The sequence below is a fragment of the Pseudomonas sp. LBUM1662 genome (assembly GCF_059695915.1).
Genome location: NZ_CP166793.1, coordinates 1680593 through 1699869, shown reverse-complemented (window position 1 = coordinate 1699869; position 19277 = coordinate 1680593). Strand labels below are relative to the sequence as shown.

Below are 19277 nucleotides of genomic sequence, written 5' to 3'. Positions count from 1 at the left end.
CGAAATTAGAGGAAGAAATCCAGGCGGAAATAGATCGGCGCTTCGCGCTCGGTCAAGGTGTCTGGACGTTCGAGGGAATGAGCAAAGGTCACGCTGGCGGCCAGGTGCTGACCGCGAGCGAACACCTCTACCGAGTTGCTGGACAGGCGTCCGTGCTGATCGCCGTTGTAGCGATCGCCACGAATCACACCCTGGTCGTAACCGAGGCTGGTGCCGTATTCGGCGAACACCGGGCGCAGCCATTCCAGGGTCACCGGCCGGCTCCAGCGCAGGTCGTTGCGCCAGTAACCGCCGCTGTCGCCGGACAAGGATTGATCCTTGTAGCCTCGGATCGACGACTGCCCGCCGAGGCTGGTGCGCTGCGGGCTGAACAGCACGTCTTCACTGCGCTGGCCGGTCATCAGGCTGCTGAAACTGAACGACTCGCCCCACACCTTGAACGGTTGCAGGTAGCTCGCGGTGGCGGTGTATTTACGGTAGCGCGCGTCCGGTTCGCCGGGGCCCGGATGACCGTTGCCCTGCGCATCGAACGCGCCGATGCCTTGCTGCATGCCGAGGTCAAGGTTGACGAACGCACTGCCGACTCGCCGACCGTGATTGATGCCGAACTGCGCTTCGCTGATGCGGTTGCTGCTCAGCTTGAGCTTGCTGTCTTCGATGAAGTTGTTGGTGCGCAGGTACGACAGGCCAGTGTTGAGGGAGGTCTTGCTCACGGCGTCGCGATGGATCACCCGCTCGGCGCGCAGTTGATGGTTTTCGCTGTCGCCGGTCTGCTTGAAGTTGAAACCGTTGGCCTGCGCCTGCGAGCGGTATTCACTCTGGCTGTAGGTGTAATTGAAGTTCCACCAGCCCCACGGCAGGTTGTAATTGAGCAGCGCGTTGTTGGAGGTGTGCTGGTGGTCGGTCATCGCATCGTGACCGCCGCGCAGATTCAACTGATCCGCCAGGCCCAACGGGCTGTCCCAATCGAATGTCGTGCCCCACTGCTGCTCGCCGGTGCTGCGCTGGCCATCGTTGCTGCGGGACAACCCGGCACGCCAGGGCTTTTGTGGGGTGTTCTTGACCAACACTTCACTGCCGCCGACGTTCTTGCCCGGCGCCAATTCCATCTGCGACTGATTCGACGGCAAACGGTTGAGCTGATCGACCAGTTGCTCGATTTCCCGCAGGTTGACCAGCTCACCGGTCTTGCCGGGAAAAGCCATGCCCAACTCGCGATCCGACAGCTTGCTGCCCTCCGCGCCTTTCAACCCTTCGAGCTTGCCTTCGACCACCAGCACCTTCAAATGCCCACCGGACAAATCCTGCTGCGGCAAATAGGCACGGCTGGTGACCAGGCCTTTTTCGATGTAGTGATCGGTGATGACTTTCAGCAGTTCGTTGAGCTGCGTGACGCCCAGGCATTGGCCGATGTAAGGCTTGAGCAGACGGTTTTTCTCGCGCTCGGAAAGGCTGTCGGCGCCTTTGAGTTCGATGTCCTTGATGGGGAAGCAACGGGTGTCGGCGGGCGCAGTCGGTGCGGTGGGTTTGACTTCCTTGCCGGGTAATTCCTTGAGTTCTTCGAGACGCCGACGTTGCTCTTCGAGCAGGCGATCCTGGCGTTCGCGGATGAGGTCGGTCTCCCCGGGAGTCGGGGCGGCATGAGCAAGATTCAGGGGAGAAAGGCACAGCAAAGCCAGGCACAACCTCGCCGCGAGGGCGGGTGGGTACATGTTCGATCCCTCGAAATAGAGACTGATAGCACAATAGTGGCGCGATACTAGAATGCCATCATTCTGGCGTCAATTCTTGGATCCAGAGGAAATGAAAAGACGACGAACGGTAATGTCAACCCGACTAAGGGATGATGAGTGAACTTTCATAATCCTGCGGCCTCAACCGATTGACCGCCTGAAACGGAACCGAGGCTCACGATGAAAACCCTGCTGAAACTCACTCTCGCCACCACCCTCGCCTGCGCTCTCCCGGCCTGGGCCTGCACCCCCGAAGAAGCCACGACCAAGCGAGAACAACTGGCCAAGGAAGTGACCAGGCTCACCGAGCAAAATCCGGCCAAGGCCAAAGAGATCAACGCCGAGTTGCAGAAGATGGATCTGGGGACCGCCAGCGCCGATCTGCCCGATAAGTGCCAGCTGATTGATCAGCGATTGAAAGAGCTGAAGACGGCAGACAAAAAGGCCGAGAGCTGAAACCAGGGCCTTCGGATAGCTCCTAAGCAAGAATCCTCCGGCGCTGCCAAAGGCGCCGTTCTTTCGACTTGGAGTTTGCACTAGTGCATTTTATTATTTGCACAAACGCATATACCTGCCTAAGGTTACCTCGAGCCCGGATCGGAGCCGGCCATCAACCATGGCAAACCGCACACGCCGATCGCTCAGCAACACCGCCACAGACCCACTAGCTGGACGCTAGTTTTCACTCATGGAGGATTGAAAAATGTTAACCACTGAAGCCACGTCATTCACCGGCGAAACCCTGCCAAGGTGCCTGACCGGTCATCTGCTCAACCCGCAACTGTCCGATGTCGAGTCGGCTGCCCCCCTCAGCGCACTGGCTGCTGCCAGCCTCAACTTCACGATGCAGAAGCAAACCCAGACCAACTGGTGCTGGGCGGCGGTTTTCGCCTCGGTCGGCAACTATTACGGCACCGGGTCCTGGACCCAATGCGGAGTAGCCACCACTGCGCTGGACCGCAATTGCTGCAATCAACCCGGGCCGTGCAACGTGTATGGCTATCTGGATACAGCCCTGAGGATCACCCGCAGTTTCAACGGCATGAACCAGGGTTCGCTGCAGATGACGGCCATCCAGAACCAGATCAACATGGGCAGACCGATTGGTTTGCGTTGTGCCTGGTACGGTGGCGGTGCGCACTTCCTGACGATCTATGGCACCAACGGCAATTACGTGCTGGTTGCGGACTCGATCTACGGCTACTCAACCCGCGCGTTGAACTCGTTCCCCGGTTCTTACAACGGCGGCGGCAGCTGGACCAACACTTACTTCACCGTTAAAAACTAGGAGGGCGACATCATGCAACTGACTTATCCAAAGGCGCCTTCCAACGGCGTGCAGACATTGCGTCCGGCGCTTCAAGCCGCTCTGCAAACCCAAGGCTTCGGCGTCAATCGCCAGTTTGCCGCCGCCACGCCCGGCAAGATCAGCCTCAGCGAGGCCTACCGTGGTTACTCGCTCAGTCTGGAGGACGTGAGCCAGGGCAAAGGCCTGAAAGACGCCAAGGTTGGCGATTGGCATTACCTGGTGTTTTCCGATGGCGTGACGATTGCCGATGCGCAATTGGCTGATGTCCGTGGCCATATCGAGTTCTCTTCGCTAAACCACGGGGCCATGGCGGTCGCCACGGTCGGTGCGTTGAAACTGGCGGAGCAGTCGCCGCAACTGCAAGGTAAAACCGTTGAACTGCGGGTGCTGTTTGTTTCGGCGCTGCACCTTGTGGCGATCTGGCTGCATGCCGACACTGAAGACGTGCTGATCCCGATTGAGCCGACGCCAAAGGAACTGGCGGTCACTCAGTTGTACAGCGAGGCCGCGCTGCTCGCTTTACTCAAACCGAAGGCTGACCAAGCCAAGCAACGCTTTGATGCGGACACCAGTGGGCTGTTGGGGAGCTGACAAACGCTGGACGTAAAAAAACCCGGACACTGTCCGGGTTTTTTATTGGCTCGCTACGGCGCTTTATTCAGCAGCCGGCGCTTCCGGCTTGCGGCGCTTGAGCGGCGCCATGCCGTCCTTGCTGACCAGCGACAAAGCGTCGGTCTTCGGGCGGTTGGCAATCTTGCGCTTGGTCGGTGCCTTGGCGCCGGTTTTCTTCTTGTCGCCTTTGGCGTCGACCTTTTTCTTCTTCACGCCAACGGCTTTGCCCGAGGCCTTGACCTTTTTCGGTCCGCCGTAGGTGCCTTTGACTTCCTTGATGGTACGGCGCTCGAAGCTCTGCTTGAGGTAGCGCTCGACACTCGACATCAGGTTCCAGTCGCCGTGGCAGATCAGCGAGATGGCCAGGCCATCATTGCCGGCGCGGCCGGTGCGACCGATGCGGTGAACGTATTCGTCGCCGCTGCGCGGCATGTCGAAGTTGATCACCAGGTCCAGGCCTTCCACGTCGAGACCGCGGGCGGCGACGTCGGTGGCGACGAGGATTTTCACGCCGCCCTGCTTCAGGCGATCGATCGCCAGTTTGCGGTCTTTCTGGTCTTTGTCACCGTGCAGCACGAACGCTTTGTATTCCTGCGCCACCAGGCGGCCGTAGATACGGTCGGCCATGGCCCGGGTGTTGGTGAACACGATGGCCTTCTGATAGGTCTCGTTGGCCAGCAGCCAGTTCACGATCTGTTCTTTGTGCTGGTTGTGGTCAGCGGTGATGATCTGCTGACGGGTGGTCGCGTTCAGATCGCTGACGTTGTTCAGCTGCAAGTGTTCCGGGTTGTTCAGGACCTTGGCGACCATCTCGCGCAAGCCCGAACCACCGGTGGTGGCCGAGAACAGCATGGTCTGCTGACGGTTGGTGCATTCTTCCACCAGACGCTGTACGTCTTCGGCAAAGCCCATGTCGAGCATGCGGTCGGCTTCGTCGAGCACCAGCACTTCAACTTCTTTCAAGTCGAGGTTGCCGGCGTTCAGTTGCTCGATCATCCGGCCCGGCGTACCGATCAGGATGTCCGGCACCTTGCGCAGCATGGCGGCCTGGACCTTGAAGTCTTCACCGCCGGTGATCAGGCCGGACTTGATGAAGGTGAACTGAGCGAAACGCTCAACTTCCTTGATGGTCTGCTGGGCCAGCTCGCGGGTCGGCAGCAGGATCAGGGTCTTGATGCTGACGCGGACTTTGGCCGGGCCAATCAGACGGTTGAGGATCGGCAAAACGAATGCAGCGGTTTTGCCGCTACCGGTTTGCGCTGTCACCCGCAGGTCACGCCCTTGGAGCGCCAGCGGAATAGCCGCTGCTTGCACAGGCGTTGGCTCGACAAATTTAAGCTCGGCCACGGCTTTGAGCAGGCGTTCGTGCAGGGCGAATTGGGAAAACACGGGTGCTACCTCGAAGAAATACAAAAAAACAGCTGCATAGGGTAACGGTTTCGAGCGCCGAGGCCGAGTTTCTTTATGCAAACGGCGGTAAACAGTGGCTTTTTTGTTGCCTGATTTGTCTCCAAACGTCATGCAAAGCGTCTTAAATGCTCTAATCGCCCCGTCGCGTCCTACAGAAGAACCGTTTTCGCCCATGGATATCAAACAGCTCTGGCTCAACGTCCAAGACCTCTGGGGTGCGCTCGATCAGCACCCGCTCCTGCATTCCAGCCTGGCGCTGATCCTGCTGCTGGTGGTGGCACTGGTCCTCGGACGAGTGGCGCGCTACCTCATTATTCACGCGACCAAAATGCTTGGCCGGCAACCGGCCCTGCACTGGGTCAACGATTTTCGGCATAACAAGGTCTTTCATCGCCTGGCGCAAATGACGCCATCGCTGGTGATTCAGTTCGGCCTGTACCTGGTGCCGGAACTGAGCAAAACCAGCCGGATTTTCCTCGGCAACGTCGCACTGGCGTTCACCATTCTGTTCCTGGTGCTGTCGATCAGCGCCCTGCTCAGTGCCCTGCTGGACATCTATGCCCGCACCGAACATGCCCGCACCCGCTCGATCAAAGGCTACGTGCAGCTGACGAAAATGGTCCTGTACGTGTTTGGCGCGATCATCATCGTCGCGACATTGATCGACCGCTCGCCGCTGTTGCTGCTGTCGGGTCTGGGTGCCATGTCGGCGGTGATCCTGTTGGTTTACAAGGACACGCTGCTCTCGTTTGTCGCCAGCGTGCAGCTGACCAGCAACGACATGCTGCGGGTCGGCGACTGGATCGAGATGCCGCAAGTCGGTGCCGACGGTGACGTGGTCGATATCACCCTGCACACGGTGAAGGTGCAGAATTTCGACAAGACCATCGTTTCAATCCCGACCTGGCGCCTGATGTCCGAGTCGTTCAAGAACTGGCGCGGCATGCAGCAGTCCGGCGGTCGGCGGATCAAGCGCAGTCTGTTCATCGATGCCAGCGGCGTGCGGTTTATCCGCGATGACGAAGAGCAAAAGCTGTCCCAGGTGCATCTGCTCACCGATTACATCAGCCGCAAACAGGCCGAACTCAAGGCCTGGAACGAAGCCCAGGGCAATGTCGCGGCGATGTCGGCCAACCGGCGGCGGATGACCAACATCGGGACGTTCCGCGCCTACGCACTGGCGTATCTGAAGAGTCACCCCGAGGTCCAGCCGAACATGACCTGCATGGTCCGCCAGATGCAAACCACGGCGCAGGGTATTCCGCTGGAAATCTACTGCTTTACCCGCACCACGGCATGGGCGGACTACGAGCGGATTCAGGGGGATATTTTCGATTACCTGCTGGCGGTGCTGCCGGAGTTTGGCTTGAGTCTGTATCAGCAGCCGAGTGGCGGGGATCTAAGGGCCGGGTTGCTGCCGGCCATGTTAGGCGCGAGCCACATTCCCGAACCTGAAAAACACATCATGTAGCACCACATATCCCCTTGTGGGAGCGGGCTTGCTCGCGAATGCGGAGTGTCATTCAACATTAATGTCGACTGATACACCGTATTCGCGAGCAAGCCCGCTCCCACAGGGTTTAGTGGACGGTCAGAGGTTTGCGTATACCCAACCGACTGATCCACACCGCCATCAAAATCACCGATCCACCCAAGAACAACCGCCCCAGCTCTTCATGCTGATTCCAGATCAACAAATTGATCAGCAACCCCACCGGCACATGCAGGTTGTTCATCACTGCCAGCGTCCCGCCATTCACCAGGCACGCGCCCTTGTTCCACCAGTACAACCCCAACGCGGTCGAGACCAGGCCGAGGAACAGCAGCACGCCCCATTGCAGCGGCGCTTCAGGCAGGAAATTCTGTTTGCCGAACATCAGGAACGCCGGCAATGCCACCGCCAGTGCGCCCAGGTAGAAGTAGCCGAAGCGTCGGTAATGCGGCAGATCGCTCGGATGACGCGCCACCAGATGCTTATAAAGCACTTGCCCGGCGGCGTAGGTGAAGTTGGCCAGTTGCAGCAGCAGGAAGCCCATGAAGAAGTCCGGGTTGATCCGGTCAAAACGAATCACCGCCGCGCCGAGTACCGCCACCAGTGCCGCCACCAGCGCCCACGGATTGAAGCGCCGGTTCAGGGCATCTTCGATCAGGGTCACGTGCAGTGGCGTGAGGATGGTAAACAGCAACACTTCCGGCACCGTCAGCACCCGGAAGCTCAGGTACAGGCAGACGTAGGTCACGCCAAACTGCAACGCGCCGATCAGCAGCATGCCGCGCATGAACGCCGGTTCTACCGAACGCCAGCGCGTCAGCGGAATAAACACCAGCCCCGCCAGCAGCACCCGCACCAGCACCGCAAAGTAACTGTCGACATGACCGGCCAGGTATTCGCCGATCAGACTGAAGGAAAACGCCTGGATCAGCGTGACAAAAAGTAGATAGCCCATGCTCGCCTCGTTTCGAATGGCGGCGACGATAGCGGGTTTTTCCCGTTATCGCGAACCGTCAGGCAACACACAAATCCATTGTGGGAGCGGGCTTGCTCGCGAATGCGGTGTGTCATTCAACAATTATGGCGACTGGCACACCGCATTCGCGAGCAAGCCCGCTCCCACAGGGGATGTGTGTTGATTCATTAAATCCCAGGCAAAAAAAAGCCCGATCTCGCTAAAGCGTTCAATCGGGCGACAGCACTCAGGAGCAACAAGTGCAAAGGGAGGTTCGATGCGCGTAAAGCCTTGAAGGGGTTGCGCCAGGCCACTTGAACATCAAGGGATTATCTGGCGATTAAAGCCTCAAGCCACTTGGGAAAGCTTGGCGTTAGCCTGGTTCAAGCCTTTCTCCTGGAAGTCACCGCCCAGGTTCATGCCTTCGGCGTGGATGAAGGTCACGTCGTGGATCCCGATGAAACCCATGACCTGACGCAGGTACGGTTCCTGGTGATCGGCGGTGCTGCCGGCGTAGATCCCGCCGCGAGCGGTCAGCACGTAGGCACGCTTGCCGCTGAGCAAACCTTGCGGGCCGGTCTCGGTGTACTTGAAGGTCACGCCGGCACGCAGCACATGGTCGAGCCAGGCTTTGAGGGTGCTGGGGATGGCGAAGTTGTACATCGGCGCGGCCATGACCAGTACATCGGCGGCCAGCAGTTCGTCGGTCAACTGGTTGGAGCGTTCCAGCGAGACCTGTTCGATGTCGCTGCGTTGCTCGGCAGGTTTCATCCAGCCGCCCAGCAGATTGATGTCCAGGTGCGGCACCGGGTTGACGGCGAGGTCACGCACGGTGATCTGGTCGTTCGGGTGAGCAGCTTTCCACTGGCTGATGAAGGTCTGGGTCAACTGGCGGGAAACCGAGTCTTGCTGACGGGCGCTGCTTTCGATGATCAGAACGCGTGACATGGGATGTAGGCTCCATCTGAGAATGCTGTAAGGCGATGGAGTGAAGGTTAAACAGAGCCATATCGATGAAAAAGCGCAAATAACTGCTATAACCCATCAATAAATTCGTTTATAAGCTGAGCATGCCCTGCACCTGTAGGAGCGAGGCTTGCCCGCGAAGGGGCCGTGACATTCAACATCTTTGTCGACTGACACACCGCCTTCGCGGGCAAGCCTCGCGCCTACAGGGTTTTATGTTATTTGGGGGTGCAGGTCAGCTCGATACGCAGCTTGATAATGCTGCGGGTGAACTTGGCAGTGGCGTTTTTATGCTTGCCCGCGGGCACGTCAATCTTGCGGGTCCGGGGCGCTTCCGGGCCATTGATGAAAACGGCCTTGCAACTGGCATCGACGTCGCCGTAGTTAGCGACCTGGATGGAGCCGATGTCGTTATCCGTATCGAAGGTTTCGTAGTCGATTTTCATACCATTGAGGTCTTTCTTGACATCGATCGGATACGCAAACGCAGTCAGCGGTATCAGCGCGAGCACCACATAACAAAACTTTTTCATTCAGCAGTCTCCAATAAGGACTGCCAGCTTAGGACAAGAGGAGCTATTCATGAAAGCGCCCCGCGTGACCCTTGATCAATGGCGAACCTTGCAAGCCGTGGTCGACCACGGCGGTTTCGCCCAGGCCGCCGAAGCGCTGCACCGCTCGCAATCCTCGGTGAGCTACACCGTGGCGCGTATGCAGGACCAGCTCGGCGTGCCGCTGTTGCGCATCGACGGCCGCAAAGCGGTGCTGACCGAAGCCGGCGGCGTGTTGTTACGCCGCTCGCGGCAACTGGTGAAACAGGCCAGCCAGCTGGAAGACCTGGCCCACCACATGGAGCAAGGCTGGGAAGCGGAAGTGCGGCTGGTGGTCGACGCCGCTTACCCGAGCGCCCGCCTCGTCCGCGCATTGACCGCGTTCATGCCGCAAAGCCGTGGCTGCCGGGTGCGTCTGCGCGAAGAAGTGTTGTCGGGTGTCGAAGAAGTGTTACTGGAAGGCGTGGCCGACCTGGCGATCACAGGGTTCAGCATTCCCGGCTATCTCGGCGCGGAACTGAGCGATGTTGAATTCGTCGCCGTCGCCCATCCCGAACACTCACTGCATCGCCTGAACCGTGAACTGAACTTCCAGGATCTGGAAACCCAGATGCAAGTGGTGATCCGCGACTCGGGTCGCCAGCAACCACGAGACGTCGGCTGGCTTGGCGCCGAACAACGCTGGACCGTCGGCAGCCTGGCCACCGCGGCGACATTTGTCAGCAGCGGCCTGGGTTTCGCCTGGCTGCCCCGGCACATGATCGAACGCGAACTCAGAGAAGGCACGCTCAAGCTGCTACCGTTGGACCAGGGTGGCAGCCGCAACCCGAGCTTCTATCTGTATTCGAACAAGGACAAACCCCTGGGCCCGGCGACGCAAATTCTGATCGAACTGCTGCGCACCTTCGACACCGCGCCGCTGGATGCGCCGTTCGCCGCCCCTGAACAAGCCTGATACGGAGTATCTGCATGGCCTATTTCGAACATGAAGGTTGCAACCTGCACTATGAGGAATACGGTCACGGCACGCCGTTGCTGCTGGTCCATGGGCTGGGTTCCAGCACCCTGGACTGGGAAAAGCAGATTCCGGCGCTGTCAGCCCATTACCGCGTGATCGTCCCGGACGTACGCGGTCACGGTCGATCCGATAAACCTCGCGAACGCTACAGCATTGCCGGATTCAGCGCCGACCTGGTCGCCCTGATCGAGCACCTGAACCTCGGCCCCACCCATTACGTGGGACTGTCCATGGGCGGCATGATCGGTTTTCAACTGGCCGTGGATCAGCCGCAAATGCTCAAGAGCCTGTGCATCGTCAACAGCGCGCCCGAGGTCAAACTGCGCAGCCGCGACGATTACTGGCAGTGGTTCAAGCGCTGGAGCCTGATGCGCGTCCTCAGTCTGGGCACCATCGGCAAGGCCTTGGGCGCCAAGCTGTTTCCCAAACCGGAACAAGCTGATTTGCGCCAGAAGATGGCCGAGCGCTGGGCAAAAAACGACAAACATGCTTATCTCGCCAGCTTCGATGCCATCGTTGGCTGGGGTGTTCAGGAACGACTTTCCAGAGTGTCCTGTCCAACCCTCATCGTCAGCGCCGACCGCGATTACACGCCGGTCGCGCTGAAGGAAACCTACGTAAAACTGCTGCCCGATGCGCGGCTGGTGGTGATCGCCGATTCGCGCCACGCCACCCCGCTGGATCAACCCGAACGCTTCAACCAAACCCTGCTCGAGTTTCTCACCGCAGTCGACACCACCTCACTCAGGATCACTGACCCATGCTGAAAAAAATCGCCCTCGTCGCCGGCTCCGTTCTGTTTGCCGCCAACCTGATGGCCGCAACGCCCGTCGCCAAGGCGCCGCACGTGTTGCTGGAAACCACCAACGGCCCGATCGAAATCGAACTGGACCCGGTCAAGGCCCCCATCAGTACCAAGAACTTCCTTGAGTACGTCAACAGCGGCTTCTACAACAACACGATTTTCCACCGTGTGATTCCTGGCTTCATGGTCCAGGGCGGTGGTTTCACGCAACAGATGCAGCAAAAAGAAACCAAGGCGCCGATCAAGAACGAGTCCAAGAACGGCTTGCATAACGTGCGTGGCACGCTGTCCATGGCCCGCACCTCGAACCCTGATTCGGCCACCAGCCAGTTCTTCATCAACGTCAAGGACAATGATTTCCTCGACAGCGGTGATGGTTATGCCGTGTTCGGTAAAGTCGTCAAAGGCATGGATGTGGTCGATGTCATCGTCAACTCCCAGACCACCTCCAAAAGCGGCATGAAAGACGTGCCGGCCGACCCTGTGTTCATCAAGTCTGCCAAAGTCATCGACTAATCTGCACAGGAGTGCTTGAGCGGCGGCCGGTATCCGGCGCCGCTCATACCGTTTAAAGGAGAGCCCGTGCGCGGGCGGAGAACTGATGCTTTATCGCCGTTTCGAAAAACTGATCGACATATTCCGCGACGCTCCGACGGCGGCTCCGCCAGATCGGGTTCTCCCCTTCTATACCTATTACTTGAAGCAGGTCTGGCCGAGTTTCGCCGCCCTGCTGATTGTCGGCCTGTTCGCCTCCTTGATCGAAGTTGCGCTGTTCAACTACCTGAGCCGCATCATCGACCTGGCCCAAGGCACGCCGAACCCGAACTTCTTCCAGGAGCACGCGCTTGAACTGACCTGGATGGTGGTGGTGACCCTGGTGCTGCGACCGATTTTCTTCGGCCTGCACGACCTGCTGGTGCACCAGACGCTGAACCCCGGCATGACCAGCCTGATTCTCTGGCAGAACCACCGCTACGTGCTCAAACAGAGCCTGAATTTCTTCCAGAACGACTTCGCCGGGCGCATCGCCCAGCGCATCATGCAGACCGGCAACGCCCTGCGCGATTCCGCCGTCCAGGCAGTGGACGCCTTGTGGCATGTGCTGATCTACGCCATCAGCGCGCTGGTGCTGTTTGCCGAAGCCGACTGGCGCCTGATGATTCCGCTGACGACCTGGATCGCCGGGTTCATCGGCGCGCTTTATTACTTCGTGCCTCGGGTCAAGGACCGCTCGGTGCAATCCTCCGATGCGCGCTCCAAACTCATGGGACGGATTGTCGACGGCTACACCAACATCACCACTTTGAAGTTGTTCGCCCACACCAACCATGAACAGCAATACGCCAAGGAAGCCATCAAGGAGCAAACCGAAAAAGCCCAACTGGCCGGGCGCGTGGTCACCAGCATGGACGTGGCCATCACCAGCATGAACGGCCTGCTGATCGTCACCACCACCGGCCTGGCCCTGTGGTTGTGGACGCAGTCGCTGATCTCGGTAGGTGCGATTGCCCTGGCGACAGGCCTGGTGATTCGTATCGTCAACATGTCCGGCTGGATCATGTGGGTGGTCACCGGCATCTTCGAAAACATCGGCATGGTCCAGGACGGTTTGCGCACCATCGCCCAACCGGTCAGCATCACCGACCGCGATCAGGCCAAACCGCTGACCGTGCCCCGTGGCGAAGTGCGCTTCGAGCATGTGGATTTTCACTACGGCAAGAAGAGCGGGATCATTGGCGACCTCAACCTGACGATCAAGCCCGGTGAGAAAATCGGCTTGATCGGGCCGTCCGGCGCGGGCAAATCGACCCTGGTCAACCTGCTGTTGCGCCTGTATGACGTGCAGGGCGGGCGAATCCTCATCGATGGGCAGAACATCGCCGAAGTCGGCCAGGAAAGCCTGCGCGAGCGCATCGGCATGATCACCCAGGACACCTCGCTGCTGCACCGTTCGATCCGCGACAATTTGCTCTACGGCCGACCCGATGCTACCGACGCCGAGTTGTGGGAAGCGGTGCACAAGGCGCGCGCCGATGAGTTCATTCCGTTGCTGTCGGACGCCGAAGGCCGCACCGGTTTCGATGCGCATGTGGGTGAGCGCGGGGTGAAACTCTCCGGCGGTCAGCGCCAGCGGATTGCAATCGCTCGTGTGCTGCTCAAGGATGCACCGATCCTGATCATGGACGAGGCGACCTCGGCGCTGGACTCGGAAGTCGAAGCCGCGATCCAGGAAAGTCTCGAAACCCTGATGCAGGGCAAAACCGTGATCGCCATCGCCCACCGACTCTCGACCATCGCCCGGATGGATCGGCTGGTGGTGCTGGAAAAAGGCAAGATCGCCGAAACCGGCACCCACGCCGAACTGCTGGCGCAGGGCGGATTGTATGCGCGGCTGTGGCAGCACCAGACGGGTGGGTTTGTCGGTATCGACTGATATCGCGAGATCAACACTGCCCCCTGTGGGAGCGGGCTTGCTCGCGAAGAGGGAGTGTCAGTCAGAATCAATGTTGCCTGACACACCGCCTTCGCGAGCAAGCCCGCTCCCACAGGGAATATCTACATCCTGAAAAACCGCCACAGCCTGCTAACCACAGGCCCTGGCGGTTTTTTATGGCCGCTGGAAATCCGCAAAATCCCTGCTGTACTCAGCCAAGGTTCTGGAGATGAGCCTGTCGTAAACCTGCAGGATGCATCACGCGGTACAGTCTCGATAGCTCGCCTATCAAGGACGCTCTCATGTCTCTGTTCAAACGTTCAGTCACTGAGTTGTTAGGTACGTTCTGGCTGGTATTGGGGGGTTGCGGCAGTGCGGTACTCGCCGCGTCTTCGCCCCTCGGGATCGGGGTGCTGGGTGTGGCCATCGCGTTTGGTCTCACCGTATTGACCATGGCGTTTGCCATTGGCCATATTTCCGGTTGTCACCTCAACCCGGCCGTCTCCGTCGGCTTGTGCGTTGGCGGCCGGTTTCCGGCCCGGGAGTTGCCTGCGTACATCATCGCCCAGGTGATTGGCGCGATTATCGCCGCCGCGCTGATCTACTACATTGCCAGCGGCAAAGAAGGTTTCGATCTCTCTGCGGGCCTGGCGTCCAACGGCTACGGCGAACACTCCCCCGGCAAGTACTCAATGGCCGCAGGCTTTGTCTGTGAGCTGGTGATGACCGCGATGTTCGTGCTGATCATCCTCGGCGCCACCGACCAACGTGCACCCGCCGGGCTCGCGCCAATTGCCATCGGCCTGGCCTTGACGCTGATTCACTTGATCTCGATTCCCGTCACCAACACCTCGGTCAATCCGGCCCGCAGCACCGGCCCGGCGTTGATGGTCGGTGGCTGGGCCATCGCGCAATTGTGGATGTTCTGGGTGGCGCCGCTGCTCGGCGCGGTGGTTGGCGGCGTGACGTATCGCTGGCTGGGCAAGGAAGGCACTTGAAGCCACGGGCGAGGATCATGCCTGCCGATAAGGCAACGCGGTCCTCGCTTCTTCGGCATAGGCCAACACCCCAAGGCGCTCCTGGTGCAGGAAGTCTTTGACCGCGGCTTTCAGTCCGGGATGACGCAGGTAATGCCAGGAATGGGTGATCACCGGTTCAAAGCCGCGAATCAACTTGTGTTCGCCCTGGGCACCGGCATCAAACCGCTGGAAGCCATTGGCAATCGCGTAGTCCATGCCCTGATAGAAACAGGTCTCGAAATGCAGACGGTCGAACTCCGCCAGGCAGCCCCAGTAACGCCCATAAAAACTGTCGCCGCCCACCAGGCTGAAAGCCATGGCCACGGGGCGTGAACCTTGTTTGGCCAGCACCACCCGAATCGATTCGGGCATGCGCTCGGCCAGCAGACTGAAAAACTCCCGCGTCAGATAGGGCCTTTGCCGACGCACCGCGTAGGTATTGGCATAGCAGGCATAAACGAAATCCCACTGCGCCTGATCCAGTTGCTTGCCTTCCAGCCATTCGAAATCAATCCCCTGCCCCGCCACTTGCTCGCGCTCTTTGCGCATCTGCTTGCGTTTGCGCGAACTGAGAACGTCGAGAAAGTCCTGAAAATCCCGATAGCCACGATTCTGCCAGTGGTACTGACAGCCGATCCGCTGCAACCAGCCGGGTTGTTCGGCCAATGCCGCGTCGGTGAAAGGGTCGGTGAAGTTGATGTGAGCGCTGGAGAGTTCTTCGATCTCAAGGTAGCCCGGCAGGCTTTTCAGCAGCTCGAAACCGTCCTCGACACTCCGCGCCAGCAGTCGCGGCCCGCTGACCGGGCTGAACGGCACGGCGGTCAACAGCTTGGGGTAATAGTCGATACCGGCTCGCTCGCAGGCATCGGCCCAGGCGTGATCGAACACGTACTCGCCGTAGGAATGCCACTTGCGGTAGCTGGGTAGCGCAGCGATCAACTGCCCTTCTTCGATGTGCAACAAATGCTCGGGCTGCCAGCCGGAATGGGGCGCGAGGCTGCCGCTGTCTTCCAGCGCACTGAGGAAGGCATGGCGCAGGAACGGCTGATTATCCGGCACCAGGGCATCCCACGTGCGCGGACCAATATCAGACAGGCTTTCCAGACGTTGCAGCGGCATTGACACCCTCTCTACTTCTTCGCGTAACAGCCCGGCGAGTATCGCCTATCGCCCGCCATTACACATCCGTCAAAACCGCCGACAGGGCTCTGGATCAAAAGTTCAGACAGTCTTTGTATCGTCATCGAGACGCCATCACTTTGCCACTGCGCTGTAATAAACGATCGCGATACTGGCGCCAGTTTTTAGAGCGTCGGGTTCTACCCGGCCACTGTTTCCGTCCATCAATGGTCGGTTGTGTCCCGGATGGCTCAGTCATCCCCTTACATCTTCGGAGATTGATATGCGTCTTGCTTCCACGAAAACTGCGGCGGCCCTGTGTGGCGGTCTGCTGCTGGCCATGAGCGTTCCGGCCAGTGCCGCAGTCGACGCCAAACTGCTCGACATGCTCAAGGCAAACGGCTCGATTACCAACGCGCAATACAGCGAGCTGCAAGCGGAACTGGCCAGGGATCAGAAAGACCAGCAAATCGCCCGTCAGGCTCAGCAAGAAACCAATGAGCAGATCGCCGCGACCGCGAAGAAAACCAATGAACTGAGCACCTTCGACCAGAAACTGGCCTGGGCCGCCAAGACCCAATTCAAGGGTGACGTGCGCTTCCGTCAGGAAACCGTCCACAACGACGGTGTTTCCAACAACAAAGACCAGGATCGCCAGCGCATCCGTGCCCGCCTGGGTGCCTACACCGAAATCAACCCGCAAGTGGACACCGGTATCCGTATCGCCACCGGCAACAACGACGACCCACGCTCCACCAACCAGAGCCTGGACAACTACTTCGACAAGAAGCAGATCTGGCTGGATCAGGGTTACGTCGACTACCACCCCGACTTCGCCAAAAACCTGCACGTCGTGGGCGGCAAAATGCCACAGCAATGGGTGAGCATGGGCGACGTCATCTGGGATAGCGACATCAGCCCGGAAGGTCTGTCCCTGTCTTACAAATACCCACTGGGCGCCAGCACCGAGCTGTTCGGTAGCGCCGGCCACTACACCCTCAAGGACAACGTCGACGGCGACGGTGTGCAGTTCAAACACGACCTGCGCCTGTACGCCGGCCAGTTGGGTGCGCGCTTCGCCCTCACCGACAACCTGAAATTCACCTTGGGCGGCAGCGTCTACGGCTACGACAACGACGATGACATCACCCCGGTCGCGGGCGTTATCCCAGGGCAACTGGCTATCAACGGCAACAGCCCGAACGAACAGTTCAAGCTGTACGAAGGCTTCGGTCAGCTCGACATCGGCGGCCTGCCACTGCCGCTCTCGCTGTACGGTCAGTACGTCAATAACAAAGATGCCAGCAACGATCAGGATTCCGCCTGGCTGGCCGGCATCAAGACCAAGATCTACGGCTTCGCCGTGGACTACAACTATCGCGACGTACAGCGTAACGCCGTGGTCGGCGCCTTCACCGACTCCGACTTCGCCAACGGTTTCACCGGTTCGCGTGGCAGCAAGTTGAAAGTGAGCTACGAGTTGGACAAGAACTTCAACCTCGGCGCGACGTACTTCATGGCCAACTCGGACTACACCAACGCCACGCTCAAGGATTCGGACATCAACACCCTGCAACTGGATGCCGAAGCCAAGTTCTAAACACCGCGCAACACGCCTCGGGCCATGGAATGCCCGAGGCGCTTTCAGCCTGGCGTGGGTGAATCGATCCCCATCATCCGTTCGATTCATCCACGCCAGTCTGCTTCTCTTCCCGGCTTTTACCGGTCAGGGAACATCCTTGAGACGTTCAGCGGCCAGACGCTCGGCGATCTTGTCGACATCCGGCACCGCTTCTTCCGGCATCGCACGCAGCGTCGCCTGCATCAAGCGCATCTGACGAATGAACCGCCGGCAATTGGGGCAGAACATTAAATGATGCCGCACCAGCAATTTCTCCCGAAAGCTCAACTGGCCATCGAGATAGTCACTGGAACGTGCCACTTGCTCCTTACAGGTCAGCATTCACCGGTTTCCTCAAAGTGTTCTACGGTCGCAAAGACCTTCAAACGTGCCCGATGCAGCAGCACGCGAACATTGGAGAGCGAGATTTCCAGAAGATTACAGATCTCCTCCAGCTCCAGGCCCTGACGTTCGCGAAGTAACAGAACACTGCGTTGCAATTCCGGCAAGCTTAGCAAGGTGTGCTCAAGGCATTCGCGCAACTCGTTTTGGGTGAGCAACGCTTCCGGGGTGTCCTGATGCCAGGCGAACGGCGCCACCAGCCAGTGGCCGTCTGCAGCAGAAAAACGATCGTCATCAACGGTGCCATGCGGCGACGGAAGGTCATCGAGCAAGACTTCCCGACGATTCTGTTTATAACGCCCCTTTGCCGAGTTTGCGGTGATCGTCAGCAACCAGGTCTTGAGGCTCGAACGCCCTTCAAACCCTTTGAGGTTACGCACCACCGACAGCCAGGCATCCTGCACCACCTCATCGGCATGCCGATTGCCAACGATGGCGTAGGCCACTGCGCGCATGGCGCTCTGGTAGGTGCTGACCAACTCTTTGAACGCCTGTTGCTCGCCTGCGAGCAATCGCTCCAGCAGTTGCGCGTCGTCGGCTGCCATTCACAAATTCCTTGTCCTGACCTCAAAAACGAATCAGCAGGACTTCACTGTAGGCAAAGTCCTGCTGTCATTAGCGAAAATTACAGCGTTCTGGCTGTTCCGACTGTAGGAAAAGCCACCGCGAATCAGAGGAAAAAACGACAGCCGTCCACCTCAACGCTTGCGCAAAATCACGCTACCAATCGAGTAACCCGCGCCGAACGAGCTGAGCACGGCCAGGGAACCGGCGGCCAGATCATCCTGATGCTTGTGAAACGAGATCACCGAACCGGCGGAGCTGGTGTTGGCGTAGGTGTCGAGAATCACCGGGGCTTCTTCTTCGGTGGCTTCGCGACCCAGCAGTTTCTTGACGATCAGGTGGTTCATGCTGAGGTTGGCCTGGTGCAACCAGAAACGCTTCACGTCACCGACGTTGAGCTTGTTCTCTTCCAGGTGCGTGGCGATCAGCTCGGCGACCATCGGGCAGACGTCGCGGAACACCTTGCGGCCTTCCTGCACGAACAGTTTGTCCTTGGCACCGATGCCCTCTTCCGCCGCGCGGTTGAGGAAGCCGAAGTTGTTGCGGATGTTGTTGGAGAACTTGGTCAGCAGTTTGGTGCTGACCACGTCGAACTGATACTGGGACGTCGCCAGGTCCGCGCGCTCGATGATCACCGCTGTCGCTGCGTCGCCAAAGATGAAGTGGCTGTCACGGTCGCGGAAGTTCAGGTGACCGGTGCAGACCTCCGGGTTGACCATCAGGATCGCCCGGGCCTGGCCCAATTGCACGCTGTTCGCTGCAGCCTGGATGCCGAAGGTCGCCGAGGAGCAGGCCACGTTCATGTCGAAACCGAACCCCTGGATGCCCAGCGCTTCCTGGACTTCGATGGCGATGGCCGGGTAGGCGCGTTGCAGGTTGGAGCAGGCGACAATGACACCGTCGATGTCAGCGGCGGTTTTGCCGGCACGCTGCAAGGCTTGCTCGGCAGCGCCGATGGCCATCTGGCAAAGCACCGACCATTCGTCGTTGGAACGCTCCGGCAGGCGCGGGGCCATGCGTTGCGGGTCGAGGATGCCGTCCTTGTCCATGACAAAGCGGCTTTTGATGCCGGACGCTTTTTCAATAAACGCAGCGCTGGATTCGGTCAACGCTTCGACTTCACCACGGGCAATGGCGTCAGCGTTGTCGGCGTTGAATAGCGCGACGTAAGCGTTGAAAGACTGCACCAGCTCTTCATTGGAGATGCTGTTGGCCGGGGTGTACAGGCCGGTGCCGCTGATGACGACGTTATGCATGGTCGTTTCTC

At 59.2% G+C, this 19277-nt stretch carries 19 protein-coding genes; 10 read left to right on the top strand and 9 right to left on the bottom strand.

Annotation, left to right across the window (positions count from 1 at the left end):
• Positions 1-5: 5 nt before the first annotated feature.
• Complete coding sequence (locus tag ACA049_RS07630; RefSeq protein WP_497334379.1) at positions 6-1712, bottom strand: ShlB/FhaC/HecB family hemolysin secretion/activation protein; 1707 nt, start codon at positions 1710-1712, stop codon at positions 6-8.
• A 201-nt stretch (positions 1713-1913) separates the two neighbouring features.
• On the opposite strand from ACA049_RS07630, the gene ACA049_RS07625 reads away from it, so the two are divergent.
• From ACA049_RS07625 to ACA049_RS07615, 3 genes are all read left to right on the top strand, one after another.
• Positions 1914-2189 (top strand): hypothetical protein, encoded by a 276-nt coding sequence (locus tag ACA049_RS07625; protein ID WP_497334377.1) that lies wholly within the window; start codon positions 1914-1916, stop codon positions 2187-2189.
• 247 nt (positions 2190-2436) lie between these two features.
• Positions 2437-3021 (top strand): papain-like cysteine protease family protein, encoded by a 585-nt coding sequence (locus tag ACA049_RS07620; RefSeq protein WP_497334375.1) that lies wholly within the window; start codon positions 2437-2439, stop codon positions 3019-3021.
• A 12-nt stretch (positions 3022-3033) separates the two neighbouring features.
• Complete coding sequence (locus ACA049_RS07615; protein ID WP_497334373.1) at positions 3034-3633, top strand: hypothetical protein; 600 nt, start codon at positions 3034-3036, stop codon at positions 3631-3633.
• Positions 3634-3696: 63 nt separating this feature from the next.
• Here ACA049_RS07615 and ACA049_RS07610 read toward each other — a convergent pair whose 3' ends face one another.
• Positions 3697-5043, bottom strand: coding sequence for a DEAD/DEAH box helicase (locus ACA049_RS07610; protein WP_008153197.1), 1347 nt, complete (start codon positions 5041-5043; stop codon positions 3697-3699).
• Between the two features lie 193 nt (positions 5044-5236).
• Here ACA049_RS07610 and ACA049_RS07605 point away from each other — a divergent pair, with 193 nt between their 5' ends.
• Positions 5237-6535: a mechanosensitive ion channel family protein gene (locus ACA049_RS07605; protein WP_497334371.1), complete on the top strand. Its 1299-nt coding sequence runs from the start codon at positions 5237-5239 to the stop codon at positions 6533-6535.
• Positions 6536-6644: 109 nt separating this feature from the next.
• On the opposite strand, the gene ACA049_RS07600 is transcribed toward ACA049_RS07605, so the two are convergent.
• From ACA049_RS07600 to ACA049_RS07590, 3 genes are all read right to left on the bottom strand, one after another.
• Positions 6645-7511, bottom strand: coding sequence for a carboxylate/amino acid/amine transporter (locus ACA049_RS07600; RefSeq protein WP_497334369.1), 867 nt, complete (start codon positions 7509-7511; stop codon positions 6645-6647).
• A 348-nt stretch (positions 7512-7859) separates the two neighbouring features.
• The gene (locus ACA049_RS07595; protein ID WP_102594234.1) at positions 7860-8459 is read right to left on the bottom strand and encodes an FMN-dependent NADH-azoreductase; all 600 of its coding nucleotides are present in this window, start codon (positions 8457-8459) and stop codon (positions 7860-7862) included.
• A gap of 236 nt (positions 8460-8695) precedes the next feature.
• Positions 8696-9010: a 3-phosphoglycerate kinase gene (locus ACA049_RS07590; RefSeq protein WP_497334367.1), complete on the bottom strand. Its 315-nt coding sequence runs from the start codon at positions 9008-9010 to the stop codon at positions 8696-8698.
• Between the two features lie 49 nt (positions 9011-9059).
• Here ACA049_RS07590 and ACA049_RS07585 point away from each other — a divergent pair, with 49 nt between their 5' ends.
• The 5 genes from ACA049_RS07585 to aqpZ all read left to right on the top strand — a co-directional run bounded on the left by ACA049_RS07585 (position 9060) and on the right by aqpZ (position 14283).
• Complete coding sequence (locus tag ACA049_RS07585) at positions 9060-9983, top strand: PA3225 family LysR-type transcriptional regulator (RefSeq protein ID WP_497334365.1); 924 nt, start codon at positions 9060-9062, stop codon at positions 9981-9983.
• Positions 9984-9997: 14 nt separating this feature from the next.
• Positions 9998-10813, top strand: a complete 816-nt coding sequence (locus ACA049_RS07580) for an alpha/beta fold hydrolase (protein WP_497334363.1) — start codon at positions 9998-10000, stop codon at positions 10811-10813.
• Entirely contained in the window at positions 10807-11367 is a 561-nt protein-coding gene (locus ACA049_RS07575) for a peptidylprolyl isomerase (protein ID WP_497334361.1), read from the top strand. The genes ACA049_RS07580 and ACA049_RS07575 overlap by 7 nt, the downstream gene beginning before the upstream one ends.
• An 85-nt stretch (positions 11368-11452) precedes the next feature.
• Entirely contained in the window at positions 11453-13285 is a 1833-nt protein-coding gene (locus ACA049_RS07570) for an ABC transporter ATP-binding protein (protein ID WP_497334359.1), read from the top strand.
• 302 nt (positions 13286-13587) lie between these two features.
• A complete protein-coding gene (aqpZ, locus tag ACA049_RS07565; protein ID WP_497334357.1) occupies positions 13588-14283 on the top strand; it encodes an aquaporin Z in 696 nt (231 codons plus the stop codon).
• Positions 14284-14298: 15 nt separating this feature from the next.
• Here aqpZ and ACA049_RS07560 read toward each other — a convergent pair whose 3' ends face one another.
• Complete coding sequence (locus ACA049_RS07560; RefSeq protein WP_497334355.1) at positions 14299-15423, bottom strand: GNAT family N-acetyltransferase; 1125 nt, start codon at positions 15421-15423, stop codon at positions 14299-14301.
• Between the two features lie 283 nt (positions 15424-15706).
• On the opposite strand from ACA049_RS07560, the gene ACA049_RS07555 reads away from it, so the two are divergent.
• Complete coding sequence (locus ACA049_RS07555; protein WP_497297918.1) at positions 15707-17023, top strand: putative porin; 1317 nt, start codon at positions 15707-15709, stop codon at positions 17021-17023.
• Positions 17024-17149: 126 nt separating this feature from the next.
• Here the strand turns inward: ACA049_RS07555 and ACA049_RS07550 are convergent, their stop codons facing one another.
• From ACA049_RS07550 to ACA049_RS07540, 3 genes are all read right to left on the bottom strand, one after another.
• Positions 17150-17386, bottom strand: a complete 237-nt coding sequence (locus tag ACA049_RS07550; RefSeq protein WP_094468599.1) for an anti-sigma factor family protein — start codon at positions 17384-17386, stop codon at positions 17150-17152.
• Positions 17380-17991: an RNA polymerase sigma factor gene (locus tag ACA049_RS07545; RefSeq protein WP_497334353.1), complete on the bottom strand. Its 612-nt coding sequence runs from the start codon at positions 17989-17991 to the stop codon at positions 17380-17382. Before ACA049_RS07545 ends, ACA049_RS07550 begins: the two co-directional genes overlap by 7 nt.
• A 153-nt stretch (positions 17992-18144) precedes the next feature.
• Positions 18145-19266, bottom strand: a complete 1122-nt coding sequence (locus tag ACA049_RS07540; RefSeq protein ID WP_497334351.1) for a beta-ketoacyl-ACP synthase III — start codon at positions 19264-19266, stop codon at positions 18145-18147.
• Between the last annotated feature and the right edge of the window lie 11 nt (positions 19267-19277).